Raw genomic sequence first — 26,083 nt, forward strand, 5'->3', positions numbered from 1 at the left:
ATGGAGCATGTGATTGAATTCAAAGGAGTATCGAAACGATTCAAGGATTTTTCCGTTCAGGATATTGATTTACAGGTCAAGAAAGGCTTTGTCACAGGGTTTATTGGAGAGAATGGAGCGGGTAAGTCCACCACCATTAAAATGATCATGAATTTGTTAAAGCCCGATTCAGGTGACATCAAGGTTTTTGGATTGGATTATCATACTCATGAAAAAGAGATTAAGGAACGAATCGGATTTGTTTACGATGCCAATGTTTTTTTCCCAGGGTTGAATTTAAAAGACATCAAACGGATTGTGGCACCAGCCTATAAACGCTGGGATGATCAGCTTTTTGATCAATATATTGAACAGTTTGGTCTTCCGCTGAATAAAGCGATCAAAACATTTTCAAAAGGGATGCAGATGAAGGCGTCACTTGCGATTGCGCTGTCGCATCATGCAGAGCTGATTATTATGGATGAACCAACTGCTGGTTTGGATCCGGTTTTTAGAAGAGAGCTGCTCAGCACGTTACAAGAATTGATGATTGATGGAAATCGGACGATCTTTTTCTCGACGCATGTGACGACTGATTTAGACCGGATCGCGGATTATATTGCGTTTATACAAAATGGAAGATTGGTCTTTCAACAGTCGATTCATGAAGTGGCAGAAAGTTATGCGCTTGTGAAAGGAAGCCTGGAGTTATTGGATCGAGACACAGAAAAGGCGTTTATCCATATTCAGCGTACATCAGCAGGTTTTGAAGCATTATCAGATCGGATTGATGAGGTGAAACTTATTTTTGAGGATGCTGTTGTGATTGAACCGGCGTCGCTTGAGGATATCATGTTTTATTTGAAAGGCGGGGCTGCGCATGTTTCATTTAATTAAGCGTGATGTGATTTTGCAAAAGAAGCAGTTACTTATTTTTATTCCGTTTATCTTATTTTTTATTTTCATGGATGTACATCCAGTATTGACGTTTATAGTCGCTAGTGTCTTCATTCCATTTAACACATATGCGTATGATGAAAAGGCAGAAACGAATATCCTATTAAATTCTTTGCCTTATACCCGGAATGAAATTATTGCCTCCCGTTATCTTGGTGCCGTTTTTTATATGGTCATTGCGATCGGGCTGACAAGTGCTGCATTACTTGTGTTTGGGAAACTGTTTTCGCTGTCAGATATTGCGATTGGCAGCGGGTTGTTTTTATTGTTCGCGGCGTGTACGTTTCCATTGTTTTATATCTTAAAGCCTGGTTATATTACAATGGCAGTGATCATTGGCTTTATCGTATTATCTGCTATGGGACCGCCTGTTGTTCTCTATTTAGCAGAGCAATTTAGTGGGCTCACTAATTTTATTATGAATGTATCGATCCCTGTTTTATATACGGGGTCAGCTTTGCTGATTATGCTCTTCTACTTGTTGTCTTGGGGACTTTCTACTGTGATTTACCAGAGGAAAGTGTTTTAGGAAAGCATTTGCCGAAATTCCTATAAATTTACAATTTGAGCTTAGAAGACCGTGTGAACGGTCTTTTTTTGAAGATTTTTCTGATTATTGATTATATCAATATAAAATAATTTGAACTTACTTTTATGTCAGAATATTTTGTTAATAGTGTTTTCCTCAAAAAAACAATTGTTTTTTAAGGGTAGATTTATTATGATAATATACATCGAAAGATTGATGTTTCTCAATCAGAATGAAAATTCTGATTTTTATTTTTTATGTTGTTTGTTGATGAGGGGGAAGAAAAGTGGCTCAAAAGGAATTAAAGAGAGGGTTAAGTGCCCGCCATATTCAAATGATCGCTCTTGGCGGCACAATCGGTGTTGGCTTATTTATGGGGTCAGCGAAGGCCATTCAGTGGACAGGTCCATCGGTTCTTCTAGCTTACGCAGTGTGTGGTATTTTTATCTTTTTTATTATGCGTGCGATGGGAGAAATGTTATATCTTGAGCCGAGTACAGGGTCATTTGCTACATTCGGGCATCAATATATTCATCCGCTTGCAGGGTATATGACGGCTTGGAGTAACTGGTTCCAGTGGGTCATTGTCGGAATGTCTGAAATTATTGCGGTTGGGGCTTATATGAAATATTGGTTCCCAGAGCTGCCTGCGTGGATTCCAGGGTTAATTGCGATGATCATTTTAGGAGCGGCCAACTTGATTTCGGTTAAGTCGTTCGGTGAATTTGAATTTTGGTTTGCGATGATCAAAATTGTGACAATTATCTTGATGATTGTTGCAGGTTTAGGCATTATTTTCTTCGGTTTTGGAAATGGCGGAACTCCTATTGGGCTGTCTAATCTTTGGGCGCATGGCGGGTTCTTTACAGGTGGGTTTAGCGGATTCCTGTTTGCATTGTCTCTAGTTATTGCTGCTTATCAAGGTGTCGAGCTCATTGGGATTACAGCGGGTGAGGCGCAAAATCCGCAAAAGACGCTGACAAATGCCATCAAAAGTATCATCTGGCGTATTTTGATTTTCTATATCGGTGCGATCTTTGTCATTGTGACTGTGTATCCTTGGGATCAGCTGAATACCCTTGGCAGTCCATTTGTAGCGACGTTTGCGAAGATCGGGATTACAGCAGCAGCTGGTATTATTAACTTTGTTGTCATTACAGCAGCGATGTCCGGCTGTAATAGTGGTATTTTCAGTGCGGGCCGTATGCTTTATACATTAGGTGTGAATGGTCAGGCGCCTGCTTTCTTTACGAAAATTTCGAAGAACGGTGTACCGTATTTTGGAACATTCGCTGTGCTGATTGGTTTAGCGATAGGAGTGGTCCTGAATTATGTTTCTCCGCCAAACATTTTCGTCTATGTGTATAGTGCGAGCGTCCTTCCTGGGATGGTGCCTTGGTTTGTCATTTTGATTAGTCATATTGGCTTCAGAAAGGCAAAAGGGGCAGCACTTGATCAGCACCCGTTCAAGATGCCGCTAGCACCGTTTTCTAATTATCTTACAATCGGATTTTTATTGATGGTTCTTGTGTTTATGCTCATTAATCAGGATACTCGAATTTCTCTCATTGTGGGAATTGTGTTCTTGATTGTAGTGGCACTTAGCTTTTTTGTATTTGGGATTGGAAAACGGAAGCCGATTGAAACAGCTTCTTCTGATCAAACGGTAAAATAATCAAAGGCCTTGCGGGATGGACCGCAAGGCTTTTTTTATTTAGAGTGAAGCTTTTACACGGTTAAAGACATCTGGATAGTTGGTGAAAAGACCGGTGACGCCGTATTGCAGTAGACGGGTCATATCTGCTTCGCTGTTTACCGTATATGGATGAAGGAGGAGTCCATGGCTTCTGACCTGCTGGACGTTTTCAGGTGTTAATGCTCTAAAATTCGGTCCAACCCCTACAGCGTACGTTTTGATAAAGTCGAGCTGATCGTCTGTGATGGATGTCATTTGGTTTCTGTCTAATAGCTGTACTTTTGGCAGACGTGGGGCTAATTTTTGAAGCTTTAGCAGGCTGTCTTCACTAAAGGATTGTATGATGACCTGGCCTTTTCTTGTATGTTTCCCAAGAAGGTGATGTTTCTTTAAGGCGGCCAATAGTTTTTCTTCCATTTGCGGATAAAGGTCTGGTTTTTTTGTTTCAATATAATAATTCTCTCGTTTTCCGAAATAGCGCAGCACCTCATCTAATGTAAGGACTCTCTGTCCGATATAGTTGGCATTTTGTCTGTCGGGATTGGCTTCGTTAAACCAGGTACCAGCATCAAGCTGTTTGATTTCGGCAAGTGTGAGGTCTTTGACCCAGCCTCTTCCGTTTGTGGTTCGGTCAACGGTTTCATCATGCATCACGATGAGATGTCCATCCTTTGTCATTTGAAGGTCGAGTTCGAGGTAATCTGCATTCATCTTTGTGGCGAGCTTGTAGGAAGCCAGGGTATGCTCTGGTGCATACCCTGATGCTCCGCGGTGTGCAACGGTTAAGATGCGATCTGGAGATAAAAGGTTTTCATGTGCCGATACGGTGGCCGGCACCCACGCAAAAGACAGTAAAGCAAAAGAGAGCAACACGAAAGCAAGTAATCTACTTTTCTTCATATTTTATCCTCCTTTTACGGTAACTGCCTCCATCATAAGAAATAGATGTAAAGAGCATGTTGGGCGGATATGAATCTTTTATGTGATTTTCATTAAGCTTGCTCAACGCGTTTTCCTGTATTCCATGTCATCGCGAGGAAAACAATCGCAAGCACACAAGAACCAACCAGTAAAATGAAGCCTCCTGTCCAGTCATAGTGATCCACGACAACACCCATCATGGCATTGGCAAAGGCAGAGCCGCCAATGTAGCCGAAGAAGCCTGTCAGTCCGGCAGCAGTGCCAGCCGCTTTTTTCGGAGCGAGATCAATGGCTTGAAGTCCAATGAGCATGACCGGGCCGTAAATCAAAAAGCCGATGCTGATGAGGGCAATGTTATCGACCATTGGATTGCCTGCAGGGTTTAGCCAGTAAACAAGAACGGCAATTAACACCCCGGCCATAAAGATGACGCCAGCTGGTGCGCGGCGGCTTCTAAAGAAGCGGTCACTGATCCAGCCGCACAATAATGTACCGGGAATGCCTGCATATTCATAAAGAAAATAAGACCAGCGTGAATGCTCTGGTGAAAAGCCCTTTGCTTCTGTTAAGTAGGTCGGCGCCCAGTCAACGACACCGTAACGGACAAAGTACACAAACACGTTGGCAATGGCGATATACCATAGGAATTTATTGTTGAGTACATATTTAAATAAAATCTCTTTCACTGTTAATTCTTTTTCTTGATCCTCATAGTTTTGTGCCGGATAGTCATTTCGATATTCCTCGATTGGCGGAAGACCAGTGGATTGCGGGGTATCCCGTACGAGAAGAATGATCACGAAGGAGACGATAATGGCAATGATGGCAGGGAAGAAAAAGATACTTTTCCACGTCGCAAACAGCACAATTCCCAATGTGATAAGCGGTGCAAGAATCCCCCCGCCGATATTGTGAGCGACGTTCCAAATGGACATTTTCGTACCACGTTCACTAACCGAAAACCAGTGCGCCATCGTACGCCCGCATGGCGGCCACCCCATGCCTTGAAACCAGCCGTTTAAGAACATGAATAAAAACATGATCCATACACTGGATGTGACCCACGGAAATGAGACAAATAGGATATTGATAAGAGCTGATAAAAAGAGTCCGGCGGCTAAAAAGTATCTGGGGTTACAGCGGTCTGAGATCATCCCCATGATGAATTTACTAAAGCCATAAGCAATGGATACGGCTGCGAGTACAAAGCCTAATTCACTTTTCGTGAACCCCTCTTCCTGTAGATATGGAATGGCAAAAGCGAAATTTTTGCGCAGCAAATAGTAGCCCGCATACCCGATAAAGATGCCTAAAAAGACTTGCAGCCGCAGCCGCTTATACGTCTCATCTGTTTTGGCATCATCAAGCCTGTCGATATGTGGAGCAGGTTTAAACCATTTGAACATAAAGATCCTCCTTTTGTAGATGTCCGATTGACTGAAGCAAAAGTACGAGAATTGCTTTTGATCCTGTACCTTTTCAGAGACAAAAGAATTGTTAGCGCTTTCTTTTGTACTCCCATCATATCGGATGGAAGAGACGTTTATGATGAGGCTTTTGTCATAAATTTGGAAAAATGGTTCATGAAGTAACAAAAAAATCCGCACAATGGCGGATTTTTTCTTAGCAGTTATAGAGACACATTAATTTTCGCAGACTTCTTTAGTTTTTCAATTTCTTTTTGGACTTCTTTTTGCTTTTCTTGAGATTCTAGCTGTTTTTTAATTTGTGATTTAACCTCTTTGTATTCTGGTGCTTTTTGCTTTTGTTTTTTCATTTGGTCTGCGTATTGATCATAGTACGCTTTGACATCTTTCTCAGAGACGGAGGCTGATTTGATTTCTTTGTCGACATATTTGCTGTATTTGATGCTGTCGGCAATGTCGCTTTTCAGCTGATCCAATGTGAGTCCGCTCTTTTTCAGTGCTTCTTCGAATTGAGCGTTGTCTTTAAACTGTTTCTTTTCTTCCTTTAGCTGCTTATCTACCTCTTTGTCAGAGGCTTTGAAGCCCTTCTTCTCAGCATCTTGCAGGATGAGCTCTTGGCCTACGAGCGCATCAATGGTTTGTTTCTTGACTGCTTTTTCGCCTTCTTTAGAAGTGGGGTCTTGCCCGGACTGCTGAAGCTGGCCTTGAATGGTAGATAAAGCGCTATTGTATTCACTGCCTGTGATTTTGTCTTTGTTGACGGTCGCAACGACCTTTTGATCATCGATTTTTTGTGCGTCTAATTTCTTTTGCATTTCTTCCATTTGCTTTTGCTGCTCTTTTTGATCAGCCTGTGTTGTTTCCTTGTTTTTGGCTGAATCGTTTTGCTTATCTTGTTTGGCATCGTTTGACGAGCAGGCTGCAAGTCCAACAGATAACAAACAAGCGATGAGTGTGTATGATACCTTTTTCATCATTTTCTCTCCCTTCGGTATGAGAACGTCTAGTGCGCATTCTAACCGTTTTTTAGGAAAAATAAAACCGTACAGACAATTTGTTAGCGGATTGACATGTTTTTTATCTGTTTGTCCTCATTTTGTCTTCTCATAGTCATCTCATGACAAACTCAATTGTGGAATAATTGTTCCATCGCTTCGTCGATATCGGTGATTGGCTGGCGGCAGCTGTAGTTTTCACAAATATACACGGTGGTTTTTCCATCGATTGTTTTGTAATCTTTTGTAAAGGGCGCGAGCTTCGCTAATTCTTCCCCTGTTTCGGCAGTCAATATGATATCAAATGGCACGAAGCGTTTTTGAAGCGCCTGTAAAAGCTGTTCTTTTTGAGGGTCGCCGTTTTTTCCGAGAATGATGATTTCTCTTTTCGTTGCATATTGACTTAAGAGCCCTTGCAGAAACGCTGTATGACCGCTTGGATAGGACGAGACATCGACATAAAAGGCTTGGAACATCTGCTGTAATGTGTCTAGCCAATCCTGACGTCCGGTCAGTCTGCTAAGCATGAGAAGGTGCTTGAGTGCAGTGCTGTTGCCAGAAGGCATAGCGCCGTCGTACACTTCTTTTTCTCGAACGAGGAGCGATTCCGCATCTGATCCCGAGAAGAAAAAGCCCCCTTTTTCCTTGTCCCAAAATAGCTCAAACATGTTCTCAGCAATGGCTGTGGCTTTTTCCAGCCAATCTAATTCAAAGGTCGCTTCGTATAAAGACATATGGGCTTTTAGCATATGCGCATAATCCTCGATAAAGCCGAGATGCTTCACGTCACCTTCTCTGTAGCGGACCATCAGCCGCTCATGTTGAACAAGATGTGTTTCTAGAAAAGACATCGCCTGCTTCGCCATATGGATCGCTTCCTCTGCATCAAAGACCTTTCCTGCTTTGGCGAGAGCTGCGATCATCAGCGCATTCCAAGATGTAAGCACCTTGTCATCGACAAGCGGCGCGGGTCGCTGCTGTCTGACTGATTGTAAAATATGCCGGGCTTCTTGCAGCTTAGACTGAAGGGTTTTATCGTCGATCGAAAAAGAGGCCTTGATGTCCTCAAAAGAGGTGGAAATGGTATGAGGGATGTTTTCCCCTTCAAAGTTCCCCTCTTCTGTGATGTGATAGACTTCGCAAAATAAAGCGCCAAGCTCCTCCCCTAAATGGGTGATGATCTCATCTTTTGACCAGACGTAATATTGCCCTTCTTTCCCTTCGGAATCTGCATCTATCGCTGAATAAAAGGAGCCACTAGAATTCATCATATCTTGTTTAATAAATTGGATCAGGCGTTGGACGAGTTTTTCATACACAGGTTTTGAGGCGAGCTGATACGCTTCTGTGTAAGCTTCCATCAGCAAGGCATTATCATACAGCATTTTTTCAAAATGCGGCACAAGCCATTTTTCATCCGTCGAATAACGAGAAAAGCCCGACCCAATATGGTCGTATATACCGCCATTTGCCATTCCATCTAACGTTTTCGTGACTGCATACAGCGCATTCTCCTGCCCTGTCCATTCGTAATAGCGCATTAGAAATGAGAGCATATGAGGTGCAGGAAATTTTGGTGCGGAGCCGAATCCGCCATACAGCGTATCAAAGCTGCTCATGAGCTGATAATAGGCTTTGTGAACTGCCTCTTGAGACAGCGTGTTTTCTGTCTGCCCTGCTGCTTTAATCCGCAGATTATTTGTCGCTTTCTCTGCCAATGATTCAATATGATCTCGGTCGTTATGGTACGCATCCAGCAGTTGTGTCAGTGCCTCGATGAAGCCAGGACGCCCGTATGCATTTCTCTTTGGGAAATATGTCCCCGCATAAAAAGGCTTTTGATCCGGCGTGACAAACACGTTGAGCGGCCAGCCGCCTTGCCCCGTCATCATCTGACAAACAGACATATACATCGAGTCGATGTCTGGACGCTCCTCACGATCGACTTTGATGGAAATGAAATGCTCATTTAAGATGTCAGCGACTTGTTGATCTTCGAAGCTTTCGTGTGCCATGACGTGGCACCAGTGACAAGTGGCATAACCGATGCTGACAAGCACAGGTTTATTTTCACGTTTGGCTTTATCGAAAGCTTCTTGCCCCCACGGGTACCAGTGAACTGGGTTGTGGGCGTGCTGAAGGAGGTATGGTGATTTTTCATTGATGAGTGGGTTGGGTGTTTCGTTGTTTGACATGGGTCACCTGCTTTCTAAATGTTTTTAGTATTCTCTTTTCTCCATTTAATATATCAGATTGCTGAGGCTCGTCATCATTTGTCTGTGAGGTGTTCCCAAAATGAAAAAAATCAAGGGCTATAAACCCTTGATAGCTACATCAATCGTAATGCTTTAACAAGATGGCTGAATTATGTCCTCCAAAACCAAAAGAATTGGATAGCCCATATTTCAATGGAAGCTTTCTTGCTTCTAATACAACATCTAAGCTGCAATCTGGATCTTGATTCTCTACATTAATAGTGGGCGGAATCATACCTCGTCTCAAACTTTCCACTAAAGCAATTGCTTCTACTCCGCCGGCAGCACCAAACATGTGCCCAGTCATTGACTTGTTCGCCGTTGTTGGAATTTCACTTGAACGATCACCAAATAATTTCTTAATAGCTAGAACTTCTGAACGATCACCTACTTGTGTACTTGTTGCATGAGCACTAATAACATCGATGTCATCAGTTGATATATTTGCACTTTTCAATGCTTTTTTCATGGCTAAGTAGGCACCCTTACCTTCTGGGTGGGATGCTACCATATGATGAGCGTCTGAACTAGCTCCGTATCCCACTACTTCACATAGTATCGGCGCATCTCTAAGAATCGCGTTTTCTAATGATTCTAATACTAAGATACCTGCGCCTTCACTCATAACAAATCCATCTCTATCTGTGTCGAATGGACGGCTCGCTCGACTTGGGTCTTGGTTTCTAGTAGATAGTGCATGTGCGTTTCCAAAACTAGCCAAGGATATCTGTGAGACGGCAGCTTCTGCTCCTCCGGCAAATATAATATCTGCATCATCATTTCGGATCGCATTGAAAGCTTCGCCAATAGCGGTGTTCCCAATAGAACAAGCTGTGACTGGTGACAATGATGGTCCTTGTGCTCCTAATTTTATGCTGATTTGGGCCGCTGCTGCATTTGAAATCATCATGGGTACAAGGCTGGGGCTTACTCTTGAGGGACCTCGTTTATCTAATACATTGACATGATCAACAAGCGATTGGATTCCCCCGATTCCTGAACCAACATATACGCCTAAACGTTCAAGATCAACTTGATCTAACTGTAATTGCGAATTTTCTAATGCTTGTTCGGCTGCTGCTAAGGCAAACTGACTAAAACGGTCTAATCGTTTTGCTTCTTTTCTTCCCAATATTTCATCTGCATCGAAATCACGAACGATTCCAGCTATTTTTGTTTTATAATCAGTTGTATCAAAAGAATCAATGAGAGATATTCCCGATTGTCCTTTGATTAGTTGATTCCAAAAGCTATTTACATCATTTCCAAGTGGAGAAATAATTCCCATTCCAGTAATGACAACTCTTTTCATGATCATTCCCTCCTTGTTTTTATTAACTTTAGCCATTGTGTTATCCTATTACAAGTTGTTGTTTATCCTAGTATAATTAATAATATTTTAAAGGGAGATCTTCATGAAACCTGAAACAAGACTTCAAGCATTATCAGAATTTCTAAAAAACCAACGTTCGAAAATTACGCCTCAAATGGTTGGTTTACCTGTAGGAACCCGCAGAAGAACACCAGGACTGAGAAGAGAAGAAGTGGCTCAACTAGCCGGTGTGAGTCTTACTTGGTATACATGGTTAGAGCAAGGGAGAGATATAAAAGTATCGACTTCGGTATTAGATGCGATTTCTCGAGCATTACAATTAAATAACGATGAAAGGAGATATTTGTACGCTTTAGCGTTAGAGGAAGGAGTGAAACAATCCTTTATCATTGAGAATGAGAAGGAAATCAGTCCGGCTTTAGTGAAAATTTTGCAGGAACTTCGTTATTGCCCGACGATTGTATCGGATAGAAGAAGTCAGATTGTTGGCTGGAATCAAGCAGCTGCGAATGTATTTTTGGACTTTGAACAAATCAACCCGGCAGAAAGGAATATCATACGCTTACTATTCGCAAGAAAGGAATTTAAAAGTTTAGCGGTGAATTGGGAGCATTTTGTTAGAGGATATATTGCCATATTTAGAACGTATTATGGGCAATATGTGGCAGATGACTGGTATGAGCAATTTATAGAAAAAATGGAGCAGGCATATCCTGAGTTTCGTAAAATCTGGAATGAAAATGAGATCAGCTATGCACCTGAAGTATTAATTGAATTTCGTCATGCTAAGGCAGGTAAAATGTTGTTTAATCTCACTTCATTACAAGTGTATGGGGATACTGATCTAAGATGCAGCGTCTATACTCCAGTTGAGGATACTGAAACGGAGCTTAAGTTAAAACGTTTGATTGAAGGCTAGTTATCGTTTGGATGAAGTTATTGAGTGCATTTAATATAAAATAGATCCCAAGCCATCAGTGACAAGGAGCATAACCGATGCTAACAAGCACCGGTTTATTTTCACGTTTGGCTTTGTCGAAGGGCTTGGCCCCAAGCCTATATCTTTTCTGGTAAATGGTGTTGATACATCTCAATAGCGTCTGTATGTTCTTTTAAAATACTCATTGTTTTTGGATGGGGTCTTACATATATCAAAGGATAGTCGACTTCATCTAATTCTTGTTGGGTATGAAAAGCTAATCTTTCATGATCAAGTGAGAATTGAGCATCAATTCCTGTTTTGTTGCCGCGAGAGTCTAATCGACTCCATTTATTAAGTGATTGCAGAAATACTGCATTTAATGCGTGAATACAATATCCTTTATCTGGCGTATCGAACAACATTAATCGCTGGTAACAGAAACCTGTGGGTATTCCTTGTGAGCGCAATAGAGCAGCTAATAGGTTCGATTTTGCGTAGCAAATTCCCTCTTTATAAGTTAATACCTCTGATGCATGACAAGTCACTCGTTTGGATTGGATATCCCATGTATGGGGAATTTCATCTCGAACAAACTCATAGGCTGCTTTTGCTTTTTCTATTTCTGTCTGCAATGGATTGAAAAGTTCATTTGATTTTGCTCGAATAAGAGGATGAGAATAATCAACTTCAGCTAGTTCACATAAATAATCATCTAAATTTTTAGATTCACATGTCAAGTTCATGATAATGTCCCCTTTTCTCTATACTTTTACCGCAGGAGGTCTATTTCTTCACCAACACATATTGTAAGTTTTCTAATTCAAACATATCAATCAGTTCATCGATCTCTTTAAAATCGATATGTTTTCCAAACCGTTTTTTGCTTAGGTCAATTTCTACGTCCAATTGATCATCCTTTTCTTTCGTTTCGAGTCCATCTACACAAGAATAGATTTCGATGGTTTCTCCTTTTGACAGCTCTTTTTCAATGAATTTAAAAAGTGCACGAAGAGAATGAATGATGTCTAATTCATAAACAAAAGGATGCGTGAATTTGTTTCTTACCGCTTCATAGACGGGATCTAGATAATCAATGTGAATGCCTTCGAAATCCTCTTCTGTTTCAAATACTTCTATCAAAAGTTCTTCTTTTTGATAGGTTTTTGGCTTTTTTTGTTTTTTATCAAACATGTTGATATTGAGTTCAGAGAACGGTTTATAGGTAGGATTTTGACCAATGGTACCAAGTGGCAGTTCTTTGTTTGATCCAATATAATGATGTAAAGTCATGGGCTGTCCTCTTTTCTTCAATGATTTCTCGTTCGTTGATTATTTTCTTTTTATCAATAAATGGTGGAATGTGCAATTCTTTTCACATACGTTCTCTACAAAAGAGAAGGGCAAGTCGTTTGACTAAATACCTCTTAGGGTATACTATCTGTTCATAGAAACAATAGAAAGGGGTACTTGTGCATGGAATATAATCAACAGATGAAGAACCGTCTTCGCCGGATTGAGGGGCAGATTAAAGGGGTTCTTGCGATGATGGAGCAGGGAAAGGATTGCCGCGAGGTGGTGACGCAGCTGTCTGCATCACGCAATGCCATTGATCGTGCAATGGGTGTGATTGTAAGTACAAATCTTGAACAATGTGTCCGAGAAAGTCTTGAACAAGGCAAGGATACGGAGGGTCTTGTGAAAGAAGCAGTAGAGCTATTGGTGAAAAGCCGGTAAGAAATTCTTCAGCCTTTGAAGGTTGACGGATTTTTTTACTTGTTATAATATACCCTTACCGGTATGTGTATATATTTTTTATTTTGTATATACCCCCATGGGTAATTTTGAAGGAGGAGCAGGATGGCAGAACAGAAAAAACGCACGACGATTGTGCTATTTAGTGGAGATTATGATAAAGCAATGGCGGCTTACATTATTGCCAATGGTGCAGCAGCCTATGATCATGAAGTGACGATTTTTCATACCTTTTGGGGGCTGAATGCCTTGCGCAAGGATGAGATGGTGCCAACGAAAAAAGGTTTTTTAGAAAAAATGTTTGGCAAGATGATGCCGCGCGGGGCTGATCGAATGGGCATTTCAAAGATGAATTTTGCTGGAATGGGCCCAAAGATGATTAAGCACGTGATCAAAAAGCACAATGCCATGACCTTGCCGCAGCTCATTGATATGGCGAAGGAACAGGAGATTAATCTCGTAGCATGTACAATGACGATGGATCTTTTAGGGCTGCAGGAGAAAGAATTATTAGATGATATTCAATATGCTGGTGTCGCCGCTTATTTAGCAGAGGCTGAAATTGGGAATGTGAATTTATTTATTTAGTGAGGTGATGAAATGATTCAAACGATTTTGTTCATCCTGGTGATTGGCTTACTTGTGAGCCGTTTCCTGCCGGTTCGAGGTGTAAACCAAATGGATGCAGCTGATATGAAGAAAAGGCTGAAAAACAAAGGTCAACAGCTCATTGACGTACGATCTCCAGTAGAATTTCAAACAAACCATATTAAAGGGTTTCGAAACATTCCTTTACCTCAGTTAAAAGAACGAGCTTCTCAGCTTGAGAAAAATGAAGAGATCTACGTGATATGCCAAAGCGGAATGAGAAGTATGCAGGCAGCGAAAATATTGAAGAAGCAAGGATTTACTCATATTACAAACATCAAGGGTGGTATGAATGCTTGGCATTAAGCACGCATAAAAATATACCCCCACCCCTATATAAAGGAGGATATCACATGCAGCAACCAACAGTCATTTTAGATGCAAAAGGATTGGCATGCCCGATGCCGATTGTGAAAACAAAAAAACAAATGAATGAGCTTTTGCCAGGAGATGTACTTGAAGTGCAAGCTACCGATAAAGGATCAGCAGCGGATTTAGCGGCTTGGTCAAAAAGTGCCGGCCATGAGTTTTTAGGAACAAAAGTAGAGGGTCAGGTGCTCCATCATTTGATTCGTAAGGGCGGAGCGCAAGAGGAAGAGCCTATGATTTCGGAAATATCTTTGAATGCCTTTCAACAGAAGGTAAAAGAAGATCAATCTCTGTTTATTTTGGATGTACGAGAGCTGGATGAATACGAAGCGGGGCATATCCCAGGAGCTGTTCATATCCCGCTTGGTGAGGTGGAACATCGTGCAGAGGAGTTAACAAGAGAATCGGACATTTATCTCATCTGTCATTCAGGCAGAAGAAGTGAATTAGCTGCGCAAAAGCTAAAAGAGAAAGGATTTCAACAATTAATCAATGTGGTGCCAGGCATGAATAGCTGGACAGGAGCCATTGAAAAATAGGAGCTGAATAAAACATGACGGTAAAAGCCATGACTGCAGAGCAGTTAACAAAAAAGATCGTGGGCAAAGAGCCGCTCTTTTTGCTAGATGTGCGAAATCAAGCAGATGTGCAGGACTGGAAGATTGAAGGGGAAGCAATCGTTGATTTGAATGTGCCTTATTTTGATCTGCTTGACGGAGTAGAGGACCTTTTACAGCACATTCCTAGTGACCGTGAAGTATTGGTGGTTTGTGCTAAGGAAGGTTCCTCTATCCTGGTGGCGGAGATGCTGTCAGAGGCTGGCGTGCCTGTTCATTATTTGCAGGGCGGCATGAAGGCATGGAGTGAGCATCTAGAGCCAGTGAAAATAGGTGATTTAAGCGGCGGCGGAGAGCTGTATCAATTTGTACGGATGGGCAAAGGGTGTCTGTCCTATATGATCATGTCCAATGGAGAAGCCGCGGTTGTGGATGCAGCTCGAATGACGGAGGTCTATATCGATTTTGCGAAAAAGCATGATGTCTCTGTGACGCATGTGCTGGATACTCACCTTCATGCAGATCATATTTCTGGTGGGAAAAAGCTGGCTGAACTAACGGGTGCTACCTACTGGCTGCCGCCAAAAGATGCCGAAGAGGTAACCTTTGAATATGAACGTCTTGAAGAAGGACAGCGGATAACGATTGGAACAGCTTCTATTGATATTCAACCCATTTATTCCCCGGGACATACGATCGGCTCAACATCTTTTATCGTAGACAATCAATATCTTCTTTCAGGTGATATTTTGTTCATTGATTCGATTGGAAGACCTGATCTTGCTGGAATGGCGGAGGACTGGGTAGATGATTTGAGAGAGACGCTTTATGAACGGTATATGGCGCTTTCAAAGGAATACATCGTTCTGCCTGCGCACTTCATGACCATCGAAGAAATGAACGAAGACGGCAGTGTTTGGAAGGAGCTCGACTCACTTTTAAAAGAAAATCATGGGCTTCATATTGAAGATCAACATGTGTTTAGACAGATGGTGACGGAGGGATTGCCTGCACAGCCGCATGCCTTTCAAGAGATTCGTAAAACCAATATGGGGAAGCTGAACCCAGATGTGGAAGAGCAGCGTGAAATGGAAATGGGTCCAAACCGTTGTGCGATTCGGTAATGTCCAATAAAATAAGAGACGAGGAACAATCAAATGACATCAGATCAAATTTTAGACGTAACAGGGCTCGCATGCCCAATGCCGATTATTCGAACGAAGAAAAAAATGAACGACTTGGCGGAAGGTCAAGTTTTAGAAATACATGCAACAGATAAAGGGGCTAAAGCTGACTTAGCCGCATGGGCGAAGTCAAGCGGACATGAATTGATCACGCAGACAGAAGAAGGTCACGTGTTGAAGTTCTGGATGAGAAAAGGGTCCTAAAGGATGTAGGGGTATCTGCTGAAGATCCCCTTTTCCTTTTGCAAAGGAGGAGACCAGCGTGGATTTTGCATTTTTGATTACACTTTTTATCATCGGATGTATTGGTTCCTTCTTATCAGGAATGGTGGGGATCGGCGGATCGGTGATCAACTATCCCATGCTGCTTTATATCCCGCCTCTTTTCGGTGTGATGGCACTATCAGCACATGAGGTATCAGGGATTGGTGCCATTCAAGTGCTTTTTTCGACACTGGGTGGTGTACTTGCTTATCGGAAAAGCGGATTTTTACATCGCTCGCTGATTTTATATATGGGAAGCAGTATATTGGCGGGCAGCTTATTAGGCAGTTATGTATCACATTTTATGCCGGAGAAAGGGATGAATCTCGTCTATGGATTACTCGCCATTGTGGCGGTTATTCTCATGCTGATTCCGAAAAAAGGACAGCGTCCAGACGCAGAGGGAGAAGTCACTTTTCATAAAGGACTGGCATCAGGTATTGCCTTTGTGATTGGCAGTGTTTCCGGGGTATTAGGTGCAGGCGGCGCATTTATTTTAGTGCCTGTGATGCTGTCTATTTTAAAAATTCCTGTACGGATGACGATTGCGTCGTCACTTGCGATTACGTTTCTTTCTGCGATAGGCGCATCGACTGGAAAGGTATTGACGGGTCAGGTCATGCTTCTTCCTGCTGTTGTGCTGATGACGGCAAGTTTGATGGCAGCTCCGATTGGTGCGAAGGTCGGTCAGAAAATCAACGCCGTCTACTTGCAATGGGCACTTGCTGTGATGATTACGGCGACAGCGGTCAAAATTTGGCTGGATATTTTATAAAGAAAAGACCAACAAAGCAAGCATGTTGGTCTTTTTTATTGGACGTCATCGTGCTCGATATACGTTTCTAGTGCTGGGTGGTACTCTTTTTGATAATGAAGGTTGGGACATGTTTTCACGACTTTGCCTTGCAGGGCATTGGACTTTGAGACTTCTAATGCTGATTTACATTTAGGACAGCGTTCGGCAAAGAATGAGGGCCAGCGTTTCATGTATCACCACTCCAGTTAAAGTCTTAAAAACCGATTATATTAATATGAATTATAGGGGATCATGCAGGGAAGGTCAATGGGTGTTTGGGTCTTTTTAACAAAAAAAGAAGCATCATGAGAGATGCTTCTTTATCGTTCATATTCTTAATAGGCTTTCGCCCAGAACACCATATCAGATGCAGGCTTTCCGCAGCAGACACATGTGTCAGAAATGGTTTCCTGTTCGAATGGAATACAGCGTGAGGACGCGCCTGTTCTTTCTTTAATGTCGTTTTCACAGGCTTCATCACCGCACCACATGGCTTTAATCAATCGGTTTTCTTCGGCAAGAATTTGCTCGATGTCTTCGATTGTGTGGGCGTGTGATGTCTTTTCATGTAATCGTTCCTTCGCTTTTTCGTACATCGTCCGCTGGATGTCTTCAAGCGTTGCTGTGATGGTTTGTTCAAGGGCATCTAACGTGACAGATTGCTTTTCACCAGTGTCTCGTCTTGCAAGCATCACCTGTCCTTTTTCGATATCCTTTGGTCCTACTTCTACACGTAGCGGAATACCCTGCATTTCACACTCGTTGAATTTCCAGCCTGGCTGTTTATCGCTTGCGTCGATGTCAGCACGTGCGATGCGGGCGAGTCGATTCTTCAATTCGTAGGCATGATCCAGCACACCTTCTTTATGAGAAGCGATTGGGACGATACGCACTTGGGTTGGCGCAATATTTGGCGGGAGGACGAGCCCTCTGTCATCGCCATGAACCATGATCATAGCGCCAATGATTCTTGTTGTGAAACCCCAAGAGGTTTGCTGGACATGCTCTAGTTTTCCTTCACGGTTTAAGAATTCGATGCCAAATGCTTTGGCAAATCCGTTCCCGAAGAAATGAGAAGTGGCAGTTTGCAGCGCTTTTCCATCATGCATCAAGCTTTCAACCGTATAGGTGAAGCGAGCGCCGGCGAATTTTTCCTTCTCTGTTTTTCTCCCTTTAATGACAGGAATGGCAAGGAGATCTTCGCAAAGAGAAGCGTAAATGTGAAGCATTCTTTCTGTTTCTTCAATCGCTTCTTGCTCAGTCTCATGGCACGTATGCCCTTCCTGCCATAGGAATTCAAGGGTTCTGAGGAAGGGACGTGTTGTCTTTTCCCAGCGGACGACATTGGCCCATTGGTTATATAGCTTCGGTAAATCGCGGTAGGAATGAATAATGTTTTTGTAATGCTCAGCGAACAGCACTTCAGAGGTCGGTCTGACGCAGAGCCTTTCTTGTAATTCGGATTCACCGCCATGTGTCACCCACGCCACTTCAGGAGCAAAGCCTTCGATATGATCTTTTTCCTGCTGAAGCAGGCTCTCTGGGATAAAGAGCGGCATATAGACATTCTCATGACCCGTTTCTTTAATCTGGCGGTCAAGTTCGTCGCGAATATTCTCCCAGATTTTAAAGCCGTACGGCTGAATGATCATACTGCCTCTTACGCTTGAATAATCGACGAGCCGCGCCTTTGTGACAACATCTGTATACCACTGGGCAAAGTCGTCTTCCATGCTTGTAATTTTCTCAACAAATTGTTTCTTTGACATTGCAGGTTCCTCCTTTTTTAAAACAAAAAAGCTGTACTTTAAGTTAGGGACCATTCCTGGTGGTACCACCCTAATTTAAAGCACAGCTTTACACTCAATCATGATAACGGTATAAACCGCTGTATGAAACAGAACTAAATCGGCAGGTTCACTTGAAGATGTCAGTAGGAACTTCTCAGCACCGTTCCCTCTCTGTTAAAGATCGATTCAAGCTACTATTCCAGATCTACGTTGATCCTTGTTCGTTGATTTTTCATCAGTTTACCTGTAAACGGAGGAGAAAGCAAGTTGTTCTGATTCCTTTTACGGCGCCTTTTGTTTAGGTAACGGAATGGCAGTATTTTTCTATTTTTACAGCTTGCGAGTTATGAAAGGCTATGCTAATATATTTTAAGAAAAAAATAGACTTGTATAACCTCAATAATATGGTTTGAGGGTTTCTACCAGGATCCGATAAATCCTGATTACAAAAGCGCGCTTTCCTTTTTTGTAATCAGGGTTTTTTTGTTTGTCTGCACCCTGTATCAAAAGTGAAAGCGATGATATACAGAAGGGATGTTAGACATGAACTGGAGAGTATATTTATTAGCCGTTTCTACTTTTGCGGTTGGATTAGTTGAGCTTGTGGTCGGGGGCATTCTGCCAAGTCTTGCAGAGGATTTGAATGTGTCTCTTGCAACAGCCGGACAGCTCATTACGGTATTTGCGATTGTGTATGCCATTTCAGCACCCGTGCTGCTGACCGCTACAGCTAAAATCGAACGAAAGCGCCTTTATTTAATCGCGTTATTGGTGTTTACATTAGGGAATGTGTTCACTTATTTTAGTTCGACCTTTGCCCTTGTCATGATATCAAGGGTGTTGATTGCGATGAGCACAGCGCTTGTGGTGGTATTATCTTTGACGATCACTGCCAAATTAGTGGAACCAGCGCATCGTGCAAAGGCTTTAGGGCTGATCTTTATAGGAATTAGCTCCTCACTTGTTCTCGGTGTACCGATCGGTATTTTTATTACAGAGAGCTTTGGCTGGAGAGTGATGTTTTTAGGAATCAGTATTCTTTCTGCCATATCGATGGTGCTGATCTATTTTCTATTAGAAAAAATGCCTGTTGAAAAAGTGACGCCTCTTAGAGAGCAGATTCGTTCTTTAGGGCATCCGAAAATTTTTAGTGCACACTTGATCAGTTTGTTTATGCTTGCAGGCCATTATATGCTTTATTCTTATTTCACTCCATTTCTGATGGAAGTTCTGCATATGACCCCGTTTTGGATTAGTATTTGTTATTTGATCTTCGGACTTGCGTCGATAGGCGGGAATGGATTTGGCGGCTGGCTGAGTGACAAACTGGGTTCTGGGAAAGCCATTTTGCTTGTGACAATCGCGTTTGCGGTTGTCATGTTTACCATTCCTTATACAGCGGGGGTGTTCGCGCTCTTTATGGTCATGGTTGTCCTTTGGGGTGCGCTCAGCTGGGCACTGACGCCTGCTTTGCAGAGTTATTTGATTCAAACAGATCCTGTCACGTCTGATATTCAGCAGAGCTTAAATACATCGGCCTTGCAAATCGGTATTTCGATTGGATCTGCGGTTGGCGGAGTCATGTTTACGATGACCGGTTCATCTGTTGATCTGGCTAAATTCGGTGCTGTGTTTGTACTGATTGCCTTTAGCTGTGCGGTGATTTCGTTGAAGAGACCGCCGCTTTATATGGATCGTCAGCATCATGCTGAAATGAAGACAAAGAGCTAAAATAAAGATCATTTTAGCCCTTTGTCAACAATCTGTAGCTGCCTAACATTAGGCAGCTTTTTTATGTTCATTTCAAATTCACACGAAAAGTCCTTTCTATTCAAAGACAGCCATTTCGCTGATTGGTTGGAAGCCGGCGCGTTGGTAAATATTTTTGCCGTCCGCTGATGCTTGTAAGATGACACATTTTTGTTTATTCTCTGTCTGGGTTAGAAGGTAATGGAACATGTCACTGCCAAGTCCTTTTCCGCGGTGTTCTGCCTTTGTTATGACATCATAAATACCGTAGCTGTCGTTTGTCTCGAATAATAAGCCTGTTGTGACCGGCTTACGGTGTTCGTATCCCACAAACATGCGAGCTTTTGAGTGTAATGCTTCAATCGAAAAACGCTGGAAATAGTCTTCTAAGGCGGCGGCCTCAATCGATCCTTTGAATAGTTCAATAAAGATATGTTTGTAATCAAAGAGTGTCTGCTCATCAAGAACTTCCTTGATTGTAAGTGCTGAAGATGTGACTGGATCAATGTCACCTGTATGCTCAAGCATCATGATGGTATTGCGTTCGACCTCTTGAAGCTGATATTCCTTTAATAAATCAGCCCAATCAGGATGGAGTAAACGGTGATCGACCCATGTGCTGAAGATGAGTTTCTGTGACCGCATATGTTCAATGGCTGCTTTCACTTTTTTCGGATCTTGGATTTGAGCAGATGTTGGTAAGAGCAAATTGAACGTGTCAGTCGATATATGAGTATTTGATAGAACGAAATCGTCCGATGCAAGGAAGGTTCCGTTCACAGCAGAGGAAAACAGGTGTATCTTTTCTTCTAACTGGTGAATGGCCATTTGTTGTTCAGGTTTCATTTAGATCACCTTTTCATTATGATAAATTGGATGACATCCCCATGATTATAGCATGTGACATGATGAGGGGAATCTAGTATAAAAGTGCATATGCGATTTTCAGGTCTGATGTCCTATTATTTTACTTACATCGACATTTCTTTTGACTCCTTTCTTCATTATTAGTACCATTTTATTAACCAGTTAAGAGTGGAGGTTCAGATGGAAACAAAAGAGCAGATTGTATTAAAAGCGATTCAAGATCTGATTATGCATAGGGAAAAGAGACGGAATGATCCAACAGATCCACTGATTACCACGACTGATACACTCAAACAAGAATGGACACTCACACAGCTTCACATTTTATCGATGATTCAAGCCAATCCAAACGAATCAAATAATACATTTCTATCTCAACAACTAAAACTATCAAAGCCAGCTATTACAAAGGCTGTGAAAAAACTAATTGAAAAAGGCATGGTGGACTATTGCCACCGGCAAGGTGATAAGAAATCTGTCTATTATTCTTTGACAGAGGAAGGCAAGCAATTGGCGGCGCTGCATGATGAGTTACATGAAAATGCAGTCACGTCCTATTTAGAATTTCTTCAGCAGTTTCATGAAGATGAATTACAAGTCATTGAGCGTTTCTTAAAGGCTTGGAAAGAAAAGATATAGATAAAAAACCGAAACCATCGTACAAAGGGAGATGATGGTTTCGGTTTTTTTATGGTAAAATTAACATATATTGACGTTGTTCTTAGCCATGATGAAAGGGAGGGAGCTCATTGGAAAAAGAAATGATAGAAAATTATAAAAAATACGCATTCATCATGCCATTCGTGGGATTGTTTGTCAGCTTGCTATTATTTGTTTATTTTTTTGGTATTGCAGGACCTGGAGAGCCAATTTGGGCTGCTGCTTTGTATTGTGCTCTGCCCTTTTTGGTGAATACGATATGTTTCTTGCCTGTATGTATTTATTTTAAAGTCAGCAAAAAAAGTGAGGAACATACATGATTGTCGTCAGTGCTTGTCTTGCTGGGTTGAAGGTTCGTTATAATGGCAGCCATCGATTAGATCAGCGAATTGAGGAGCTTGTTCAGGAGGGAAAGGCGGTCACAGTTTGTCCTGAGTTGCTTGGCGGCCTTTCCACGCCAAGGCCTCCCGCAGAAATCATTGGCGGAGACGGACATGATGTATTACAGGGCCTCGCCTCCGTGATTGATGTACATGGAAATGATGTCACGGAGATGTATGTAAAAGGCGCGAAGGCCGCGCTGGAACAGGTTCAGTCTCTGAAAGCGACGGCGGTTGTGTTAAAAGAGTACAGCCCTTCCTGCGGCAGCCGGATGATTTATCGCGGAGATTTTAACGGGGGGACAAAAGCTGGGGATGGTGTGACATCCGCCTTGCTTAAACAGCACGGAATTCAGGTTTTCTCTGAGGATGATGATTAGACTTCGTTGTTTTTATAGGTGTGGTGTGAATAGAAGGAGGAGTTAGGTTGAAAAAGTGGATGATTGGTTTAGTCGTCATTATTTTATTAGGAATTGGTATTTATTTTCTAATCAATGCAAAAACATACTCTTTTGATGATGTGGCCTCAATTGATCAAAACAAGGTGACTTCGATTCAAATTGAGCATGATAATGAGCGTGTTATGGTTGAAAAGAAAGAGGATATTCAAAAGCTGCTGAAGGAATTTTCGGGTATGAAATTAAAGAAGGTGAATGACTCTAAAAAAGACACAAAAGAGTCTTATTGGATCAGGGTGTTAGAGGATGGCAAAGCGACATACGGATTCATCTTTTACGATCAAGCTTATTTAGAAACATATGATGGTTCTAAAACAAAAAATCGGATCAGCGAATATCAAATCGTTGACGCCAATCAAGTTGATATGGGAAAATATATCAAATAACTCAGTCAGAATGTCATGCATGATCAATCGAAAATTCGGGTATAGTGCTTGGTAAGTAAAAAGGAAGCGGAGGTTTGTTTGATGAGTGGATTAACAGATACAGTCACATTAGCAAACGGAGTAAAAATGCCGAAGCTAGGCTTTGGTGTATGGCAGGTAAAAGATGGGGATGAGGCTGTAAATGCCGTCAAAGACGCTCTTGAAGCGGGCTACCGCAGCATTGATACAGCAGCCGCCTATCAAAATGAAGAAGGGGTAGGCAAAGCCATTCAGCAATCAGGCATCTCTCGCGATGATCTATTCATTACGACAAAGGTCTGGAATAATGATCAAGGCTATGAATCAACACTCGAAGCCTTTGAAACAAGTATGAACAAGCTGGGGCTAGATGTATTAGACCTTTACTTAATTCATTGGCCAGTTGAAGGCAAATATAAAGAAACATGGAAAGCGCTAGAGAAACTATATAAGGATGGACGCGTTCGAGCGATCGGAGTGTGTAATTTCCATCAGCATCATTTAGAGGATTTATTGGAAGAGGCAGAAGTTGTGCCAATGGTGAATCAAATCGAGCTGCATCCGAAGCTGACGCAGGAGCCTTTACGAGACTACTGCAAATCGAAAGGAATTCATGTTGAGGCGTGGTCGCCATTAGGAAGCGGGAAGCTTCTAAACCATCCTGTTCTCCAGGATATCGCGAAAAAACATGACAAGTCAGTAGCGCAAGTGATTCTTCGCTGGGACTTGCAGCATGGCATTATCACCATTCCAAAATCTGTGACAAAGAGCCGAATCATCGAAAACACACAAGTCTTCGATTTCGAGCTGTCCGCACGTGAGATGGGTGTCATTGATCAGCTCAATGAAGATGAGCGCACAGGTCCAGATCCAGATAACTTTGATTTTTAATCGAAAGAGAAGCACAGGTGCGATGCCTGTGCTTTTTATTTGCCTTCATGTGTAGACATATTTTGAGATTGAAAGGTCTCAATGATTTGAATGGCGTCGATAATCTTTTCTTTAGTATAGTCTCCAATCAAACAAAAGGTTTCATCTTTACGTGCAGCATGGTTTGCCACTGTAAGTGCCGCCTCGTCCAGCTGAGTTGTAATACCAAGATCGCGCATATTTTTAGGTAATCCGAGTGTTTGGTAGAGTTCAAGTAATTCCTCTACCTCGGACATTCGGTTTTCTGCGGCAAGCTGGACAAGGATGCCATAAGCCACTTTTTGTCCATGTAACACATGATGCGTTTCTTCAATAAATGTCAATCCATTATGAACGGCATGGGCTCCTGCCATTCTTCCATAACGTCCCCCATAGCCTCCGACTGTTCCGGCTAACGTAATAATCGTATCTGTTACATCTGCAAATGCTTGTGAAAGCTGACCTGTTTTTAAGCTGTTAACCGCTTCTTCACTATGAGAAAGAAGAATGTCTCGAACATATACTGCCTGCTTTAATGCAGCATGCACCATGAGCGGCAAGGCGCCTTTTGTGTTACGAATAATCGCTTCCGCTTCATACCATTTTGCCAGCGTATCACCAATGCCGCTTTGAAGGTAGGAAAGAGGAGAGGAAAGCAAAAAAGTATGATCAATTACGGTGAGGTAGCTGGATCGTTTATGATAATCGACTCTCATGAAATTGCCCTTTTCATCATAAATGACGCTGAGTGGTGTAGAGGCAGCACATGTGCCGGGAATCGTTGGTACCATGATAACTTCGATTTGAAGAGCATCTGCAACTGATTTTGCGGTATCTAAAATCGTACCGCCTCCGATACCGATAATCACATCTGACCCGTTAAGCTCTTCTGCGATCCATGTGACCGCATTGGGTGAACTGTATCCTTTGTGCTGAATGACAGGCCACTCGGGCGGCAGCTTTGTGTATTGTGAAAAAGCTTGGTATGAATCATATCCTGTCACCACAGCAGGTGACTGAAAAGCAGATACAAGGGAATCTAGTTCATGATATATTCCCTTTTGAGAAATAAATTGGTTAGGACCGCTTCTGACAATATCTTCTGGCTGGATCATGATCATTGCTCCTTTACTACATCATATCATTCATAAATCATCTCATTTAACAGAAAGTTCTGTCAAATAAATATGAGAAGAAAGGCCCTTCCGTTTTATGGAATTAAGCCGCCGACATTGCCTTTAGGTATGTATTTCCTGTATGATAAAGAATGGTATGTTTTGATTAAATTTAAGAGGTGTTTATATAGATGGAAAAACAATATCGCGTTTTACTTTACTATCAATATGTCCCCATTGAGGACCCAGAGACGTTTACAGCAGAGCATTTAGCATTCTGTAAGGAGCTTGGTTTGTTAGGCCGTATCCTCGTATCAGCAGAAGGCTTGAACGGAACTGTTTCTGGAACCATTGAACAAACGGATAAGTACATGCAAGCGTTAAAAGAAGATCCACGCTTTGCGTCTATGCCGATCAAAATTGACGAAGCAGATGGTCATGCGTTTAAAAAAATGCACGTCCGTCATCGGAATGAACTAGTGAACCTTAGCCTAGAGGATGATGTGAATCCGTTAGAATTAACGGGGAAACATCTTAGCCCGGTCGAATTTTACGAGCAAATGCAATCACCTGATACGGTTGTGATTGATGCACGTAATGATTACGAGTTTGATGTTGGTCACTTCAGAGGGGCAGTCCGTCCTGATATTGAGACATTCCGTGAATTACCTGAGTGGATTCGTGACAATAAAGAGATTCTTGAAGGGAAAAAAATCCTGACGTATTGCACAGGCGGTGTACGCTGTGAGAAATTCTCAGGCTGGTTAAAGCGTGAAGGCTTTGAAGATGTCTCTCAGCTTGACGGCGGAATTGTCACTTACGGAAAAGACCCAGAAGTGCAAGGGAAGCTATGGGACGGTCAATGCTATGTGTTTGATAATCGCTTAACAGTACCAGTGAATCAAACAGAGCATGTGGTGGTCGGAAAAGATTTCTTCACTGGTGAGCCTTGCGAGCGTTATGTGAACTGTGCGAACCCTGCATGTAACCGTAAGATGATTGCCACTGAAGAGAGTGAGCATAAGTATATGCGCAGCTGCAGTCATGAATGCCGCACAAGCGAACGGAACCTGTATGTGAAACAACACAATTTATCTGAAGAAGAAGTTCAAGAAAGACTAGCTGTCATTGAAAAAGAACAAGCGATTTCACAAGGATAGAGGGAAT

29 protein-coding genes and 1 riboswitch are annotated in these 26,083 nt (G+C 42.2%); of the genes, 18 read left to right on the top strand and 11 right to left on the bottom strand.

Features of this window, described 5'->3' with window-relative positions:
* From MHB67_RS01170 to MHB67_RS01180, 3 genes are all read left to right on the top strand, one after another.
* The gene (locus MHB67_RS01170; RefSeq protein WP_151040754.1) at positions 1-876 is read left to right on the top strand and encodes an ABC transporter ATP-binding protein; all 876 of its coding nucleotides are present in this window, start codon (positions 1-3) and stop codon (positions 874-876) included.
* Entirely contained in the window at positions 860-1,465 is a 606-nt protein-coding gene (locus MHB67_RS01175) for an ABC-2 transporter permease (protein WP_122631567.1), read from the top strand. The genes MHB67_RS01170 and MHB67_RS01175 overlap by 17 nt, the downstream gene beginning before the upstream one ends.
* Positions 1,466-1,751: 286 nt before the next feature.
* The gene (locus tag MHB67_RS01180; protein WP_025092487.1) at positions 1,752-3,140 is read left to right on the top strand and encodes an amino acid permease; all 1,389 of its coding nucleotides are present in this window, start codon (positions 1,752-1,754) and stop codon (positions 3,138-3,140) included.
* A 39-nt stretch (positions 3,141-3,179) separates the two neighbouring features.
* On the opposite strand, the gene MHB67_RS01185 is transcribed toward MHB67_RS01180, so the two are convergent.
* The 5 genes from MHB67_RS01185 to fabF form a co-directional block, all read right to left on the bottom strand.
* Entirely contained in the window at positions 3,180-4,061 is an 882-nt protein-coding gene (locus MHB67_RS01185) for a glycerophosphodiester phosphodiesterase (protein WP_151040756.1), read from the bottom strand.
* Positions 4,062-4,153: 92 nt separating this feature from the next.
* On the bottom strand, positions 4,154-5,488 hold the full coding sequence (gene glpT, locus MHB67_RS01190; protein ID WP_024424430.1) for a glycerol-3-phosphate transporter: 1,335 nt from the start codon (positions 5,486-5,488) through the stop codon (positions 4,154-4,156).
* A gap of 224 nt (positions 5,489-5,712) precedes the next feature.
* Complete coding sequence (locus MHB67_RS01195; RefSeq protein ID WP_103132648.1) at positions 5,713-6,483, bottom strand: SurA N-terminal domain-containing protein; 771 nt, start codon at positions 6,481-6,483, stop codon at positions 5,713-5,715.
* 152 nt (positions 6,484-6,635) lie between these two features.
* On the bottom strand, positions 6,636-8,699 hold the full coding sequence (locus tag MHB67_RS01200) for a thioredoxin domain-containing protein (RefSeq protein ID WP_103132647.1): 2,064 nt from the start codon (positions 8,697-8,699) through the stop codon (positions 6,636-6,638).
* A 139-nt stretch (positions 8,700-8,838) separates the two neighbouring features.
* Positions 8,839-10,071 (bottom strand): beta-ketoacyl-ACP synthase II, encoded by a 1,233-nt coding sequence (gene fabF, locus MHB67_RS01205; protein ID WP_073203570.1) that lies wholly within the window; start codon positions 10,069-10,071, stop codon positions 8,839-8,841.
* 103 nt (positions 10,072-10,174) lie between these two features.
* On the opposite strand from fabF, the gene MHB67_RS01210 reads away from it, so the two are divergent.
* The gene (locus MHB67_RS01210) at positions 10,175-11,011 is read left to right on the top strand and encodes a helix-turn-helix transcriptional regulator (protein WP_073203573.1); all 837 of its coding nucleotides are present in this window, start codon (positions 10,175-10,177) and stop codon (positions 11,009-11,011) included.
* A 137-nt stretch (positions 11,012-11,148) separates the two neighbouring features.
* Here MHB67_RS01210 and MHB67_RS01215 read toward each other — a convergent pair whose 3' ends face one another.
* The gene (locus tag MHB67_RS01215) at positions 11,149-11,757 is read right to left on the bottom strand and encodes a transglutaminase family protein (RefSeq protein ID WP_073203576.1); all 609 of its coding nucleotides are present in this window, start codon (positions 11,755-11,757) and stop codon (positions 11,149-11,151) included.
* Between the two features lie 40 nt (positions 11,758-11,797).
* Positions 11,798-12,304, bottom strand: a complete 507-nt coding sequence (locus tag MHB67_RS01220; protein WP_073203579.1) for a hypothetical protein — start codon at positions 12,302-12,304, stop codon at positions 11,798-11,800.
* A gap of 183 nt (positions 12,305-12,487) precedes the next feature.
* Here MHB67_RS01220 and MHB67_RS01225 point away from each other — a divergent pair, with 183 nt between their 5' ends.
* From MHB67_RS01225 to MHB67_RS01255, 7 genes are all read left to right on the top strand, one after another.
* The gene (locus tag MHB67_RS01225; RefSeq protein WP_003217059.1) at positions 12,488-12,748 is read left to right on the top strand and encodes a metal-sensitive transcriptional regulator; all 261 of its coding nucleotides are present in this window, start codon (positions 12,488-12,490) and stop codon (positions 12,746-12,748) included.
* A 123-nt stretch (positions 12,749-12,871) separates the two neighbouring features.
* Positions 12,872-13,354: a DsrE/DsrF/DrsH-like family protein gene (locus tag MHB67_RS01230; protein ID WP_103132646.1), complete on the top strand. Its 483-nt coding sequence runs from the start codon at positions 12,872-12,874 to the stop codon at positions 13,352-13,354.
* A 12-nt stretch (positions 13,355-13,366) separates the two neighbouring features.
* The gene (locus MHB67_RS01235; RefSeq protein WP_103132645.1) at positions 13,367-13,720 is read left to right on the top strand and encodes a rhodanese-like domain-containing protein; all 354 of its coding nucleotides are present in this window, start codon (positions 13,367-13,369) and stop codon (positions 13,718-13,720) included.
* Between the two features lie 47 nt (positions 13,721-13,767).
* On the top strand, positions 13,768-14,322 hold the full coding sequence (locus MHB67_RS01240; RefSeq protein ID WP_024427454.1) for a sulfurtransferase TusA family protein: 555 nt from the start codon (positions 13,768-13,770) through the stop codon (positions 14,320-14,322).
* 14 nt (positions 14,323-14,336) lie between these two features.
* Positions 14,337-15,464: an MBL fold metallo-hydrolase gene (locus tag MHB67_RS01245; RefSeq protein WP_133744690.1), complete on the top strand. Its 1,128-nt coding sequence runs from the start codon at positions 14,337-14,339 to the stop codon at positions 15,462-15,464.
* Positions 15,465-15,497: 33 nt separating this feature from the next.
* Positions 15,498-15,728 carry a sulfurtransferase TusA family protein gene (locus MHB67_RS01250; protein ID WP_041106141.1) on the top strand — a complete coding sequence of 77 codons (231 nt, stop codon included), beginning with the start codon at positions 15,498-15,500 and terminating at the stop codon, positions 15,726-15,728.
* Between the two features lie 58 nt (positions 15,729-15,786).
* On the top strand, positions 15,787-16,563 hold the full coding sequence (locus MHB67_RS01255) for a sulfite exporter TauE/SafE family protein (RefSeq protein ID WP_342492726.1): 777 nt from the start codon (positions 15,787-15,789) through the stop codon (positions 16,561-16,563).
* A gap of 35 nt (positions 16,564-16,598) precedes the next feature.
* On the opposite strand, the gene MHB67_RS01260 is transcribed toward MHB67_RS01255, so the two are convergent.
* Both MHB67_RS01260 and proS read right to left on the bottom strand, forming a co-directional pair.
* Positions 16,599-16,775, bottom strand: coding sequence for a hypothetical protein (locus MHB67_RS01260; RefSeq protein WP_162860209.1), 177 nt, complete (start codon positions 16,773-16,775; stop codon positions 16,599-16,601).
* Between the two features lie 144 nt (positions 16,776-16,919).
* Entirely contained in the window at positions 16,920-18,353 is a 1,434-nt protein-coding gene (gene proS / locus MHB67_RS01265) for a proline--tRNA ligase (protein ID WP_133744692.1), read from the bottom strand.
* 387 nt (positions 18,354-18,740) lie between these two features.
* Positions 18,741-18,840: riboswitch (purine riboswitch) on the top strand.
* Between the two features lie 77 nt (positions 18,841-18,917).
* Here proS and MHB67_RS01270 point away from each other — a divergent pair.
* Complete coding sequence (locus MHB67_RS01270) at positions 18,918-20,105, top strand: MFS transporter (protein ID WP_103132640.1); 1,188 nt, start codon at positions 18,918-18,920, stop codon at positions 20,103-20,105.
* Positions 20,106-20,201: 96 nt separating this feature from the next.
* Here MHB67_RS01270 and MHB67_RS01275 read toward each other — a convergent pair whose 3' ends face one another.
* Positions 20,202-20,969, bottom strand: a complete 768-nt coding sequence (locus MHB67_RS01275; protein WP_103132639.1) for a GNAT family N-acetyltransferase — start codon at positions 20,967-20,969, stop codon at positions 20,202-20,204.
* A 201-nt stretch (positions 20,970-21,170) separates the two neighbouring features.
* On the opposite strand from MHB67_RS01275, the gene MHB67_RS01280 reads away from it, so the two are divergent.
* The 5 genes from MHB67_RS01280 to MHB67_RS01300 all read left to right on the top strand — a co-directional run bounded on the left by MHB67_RS01280 (position 21,171) and on the right by MHB67_RS01300 (position 23,783).
* Positions 21,171-21,629 carry a MarR family transcriptional regulator gene (locus tag MHB67_RS01280; protein ID WP_041106150.1) on the top strand — a complete coding sequence of 153 codons (459 nt, stop codon included), beginning with the start codon at positions 21,171-21,173 and terminating at the stop codon, positions 21,627-21,629.
* A gap of 110 nt (positions 21,630-21,739) precedes the next feature.
* Positions 21,740-21,970 carry a hypothetical protein gene (locus MHB67_RS01285; RefSeq protein WP_125587565.1) on the top strand — a complete coding sequence of 77 codons (231 nt, stop codon included), beginning with the start codon at positions 21,740-21,742 and terminating at the stop codon, positions 21,968-21,970.
* A complete protein-coding gene (locus tag MHB67_RS01290; RefSeq protein ID WP_283859797.1) occupies positions 21,967-22,410 on the top strand; it encodes a DUF523 domain-containing protein in 444 nt (147 codons plus the stop codon). The genes MHB67_RS01285 and MHB67_RS01290 overlap by 4 nt, the downstream gene beginning before the upstream one ends.
* Before the next feature lie 47 nt (positions 22,411-22,457).
* Positions 22,458-22,874: a DUF5301 domain-containing protein gene (locus MHB67_RS01295; protein WP_185854053.1), complete on the top strand. Its 417-nt coding sequence runs from the start codon at positions 22,458-22,460 to the stop codon at positions 22,872-22,874.
* Positions 22,875-22,955: 81 nt separating this feature from the next.
* Positions 22,956-23,783 carry an aldo/keto reductase gene (locus MHB67_RS01300; protein WP_034283114.1) on the top strand — a complete coding sequence of 276 codons (828 nt, stop codon included), beginning with the start codon at positions 22,956-22,958 and terminating at the stop codon, positions 23,781-23,783.
* Positions 23,784-23,818: 35 nt separating this feature from the next.
* Here MHB67_RS01300 and MHB67_RS01305 read toward each other — a convergent pair whose 3' ends face one another.
* Positions 23,819-24,916, bottom strand: coding sequence for an iron-containing alcohol dehydrogenase family protein (locus MHB67_RS01305; RefSeq protein WP_103132637.1), 1,098 nt, complete (start codon positions 24,914-24,916; stop codon positions 23,819-23,821).
* A gap of 191 nt (positions 24,917-25,107) precedes the next feature.
* Here MHB67_RS01305 and MHB67_RS01310 point away from each other — a divergent pair, with 191 nt between their 5' ends.
* On the top strand, positions 25,108-26,076 hold the full coding sequence (locus tag MHB67_RS01310; RefSeq protein WP_039176148.1) for a rhodanese-related sulfurtransferase: 969 nt from the start codon (positions 25,108-25,110) through the stop codon (positions 26,074-26,076).
* Positions 26,077-26,083 lie beyond the last annotated feature (7 nt).

This window comes from Bacillus sp. FSL H8-0516, from assembly GCF_038635285.1.
Taxonomy (GTDB): domain Bacteria; phylum Bacillota; class Bacilli; order Bacillales; family Bacillaceae; genus Bacillus; species Bacillus safensis.

Bases quoted from the DNA above. Each gene is read 5' to 3' on its own strand.
- MHB67_RS01170 (WP_151040754.1), top strand. From the start codon at position 1: ATGGAGCATGTGATTGAATTCAAAGGAGTATCGAAACGATTCAAGGAT.
- MHB67_RS01175 (WP_122631567.1), top strand. From the start codon at position 860: ATGTTTCATTTAATTAAGCGTGATGTGATTTTGCAAAAGAAGCAGTTA.
- MHB67_RS01185 (WP_151040756.1), bottom strand. From the start codon at position 4,061: ATGAAGAAAAGTAGATTACTTGCTTTCGTGTTGCTCTCTTTTGCTTTA.
- glpT (WP_024424430.1), bottom strand. From the start codon at position 5,488: ATGTTCAAATGGTTTAAACCTGCTCCACATATCGACAGGCTTGATGAT.
- MHB67_RS01195 (WP_103132648.1), bottom strand. From the start codon at position 6,483: ATGAAAAAGGTATCATACACACTCATCGCTTGTTTGTTATCTGTTGGA.
- MHB67_RS01200 (WP_103132647.1), bottom strand. From the start codon at position 8,699: ATGTCAAACAACGAAACACCCAACCCACTCATCAATGAAAAATCACCA.
- fabF (WP_073203570.1), bottom strand. From the start codon at position 10,071: ATGAAAAGAGTTGTCATTACTGGAATGGGAATTATTTCTCCACTTGGA.
- MHB67_RS01210 (WP_073203573.1), top strand. From the start codon at position 10,175: ATGAAACCTGAAACAAGACTTCAAGCATTATCAGAATTTCTAAAAAAC.
- MHB67_RS01215 (WP_073203576.1), bottom strand. From the start codon at position 11,757: ATGAACTTGACATGTGAATCTAAAAATTTAGATGATTATTTATGTGAA.
- MHB67_RS01220 (WP_073203579.1), bottom strand. From the start codon at position 12,304: ATGACTTTACATCATTATATTGGATCAAACAAAGAACTGCCACTTGGT.
- MHB67_RS01225 (WP_003217059.1), top strand. From the start codon at position 12,488: ATGGAATATAATCAACAGATGAAGAACCGTCTTCGCCGGATTGAGGGG.
- MHB67_RS01230 (WP_103132646.1), top strand. From the start codon at position 12,872: ATGGCAGAACAGAAAAAACGCACGACGATTGTGCTATTTAGTGGAGAT.
- MHB67_RS01235 (WP_103132645.1), top strand. From the start codon at position 13,367: ATGATTCAAACGATTTTGTTCATCCTGGTGATTGGCTTACTTGTGAGC.
- MHB67_RS01240 (WP_024427454.1), top strand. From the start codon at position 13,768: ATGCAGCAACCAACAGTCATTTTAGATGCAAAAGGATTGGCATGCCCG.
- MHB67_RS01245 (WP_133744690.1), top strand. From the start codon at position 14,337: ATGACGGTAAAAGCCATGACTGCAGAGCAGTTAACAAAAAAGATCGTG.
- MHB67_RS01250 (WP_041106141.1), top strand. From the start codon at position 15,498: ATGACATCAGATCAAATTTTAGACGTAACAGGGCTCGCATGCCCAATG.
- MHB67_RS01260 (WP_162860209.1), bottom strand. From the start codon at position 16,775: ATGAAACGCTGGCCCTCATTCTTTGCCGAACGCTGTCCTAAATGTAAA.
- proS (WP_133744692.1), bottom strand. From the start codon at position 18,353: ATGTCAAAGAAACAATTTGTTGAGAAAATTACAAGCATGGAAGACGAC.
- MHB67_RS01270 (WP_103132640.1), top strand. From the start codon at position 18,918: ATGAACTGGAGAGTATATTTATTAGCCGTTTCTACTTTTGCGGTTGGA.
- MHB67_RS01275 (WP_103132639.1), bottom strand. From the start codon at position 20,969: ATGAAACCTGAACAACAAATGGCCATTCACCAGTTAGAAGAAAAGATA.
- MHB67_RS01280 (WP_041106150.1), top strand. From the start codon at position 21,171: ATGGAAACAAAAGAGCAGATTGTATTAAAAGCGATTCAAGATCTGATT.
- MHB67_RS01290 (WP_283859797.1), top strand. From the start codon at position 21,967: ATGATTGTCGTCAGTGCTTGTCTTGCTGGGTTGAAGGTTCGTTATAAT.
- MHB67_RS01300 (WP_034283114.1), top strand. From the start codon at position 22,956: ATGAGTGGATTAACAGATACAGTCACATTAGCAAACGGAGTAAAAATG.
- MHB67_RS01305 (WP_103132637.1), bottom strand. From the start codon at position 24,916: ATGATCCAGCCAGAAGATATTGTCAGAAGCGGTCCTAACCAATTTATT.
- MHB67_RS01310 (WP_039176148.1), top strand. From the start codon at position 25,108: ATGGAAAAACAATATCGCGTTTTACTTTACTATCAATATGTCCCCATT.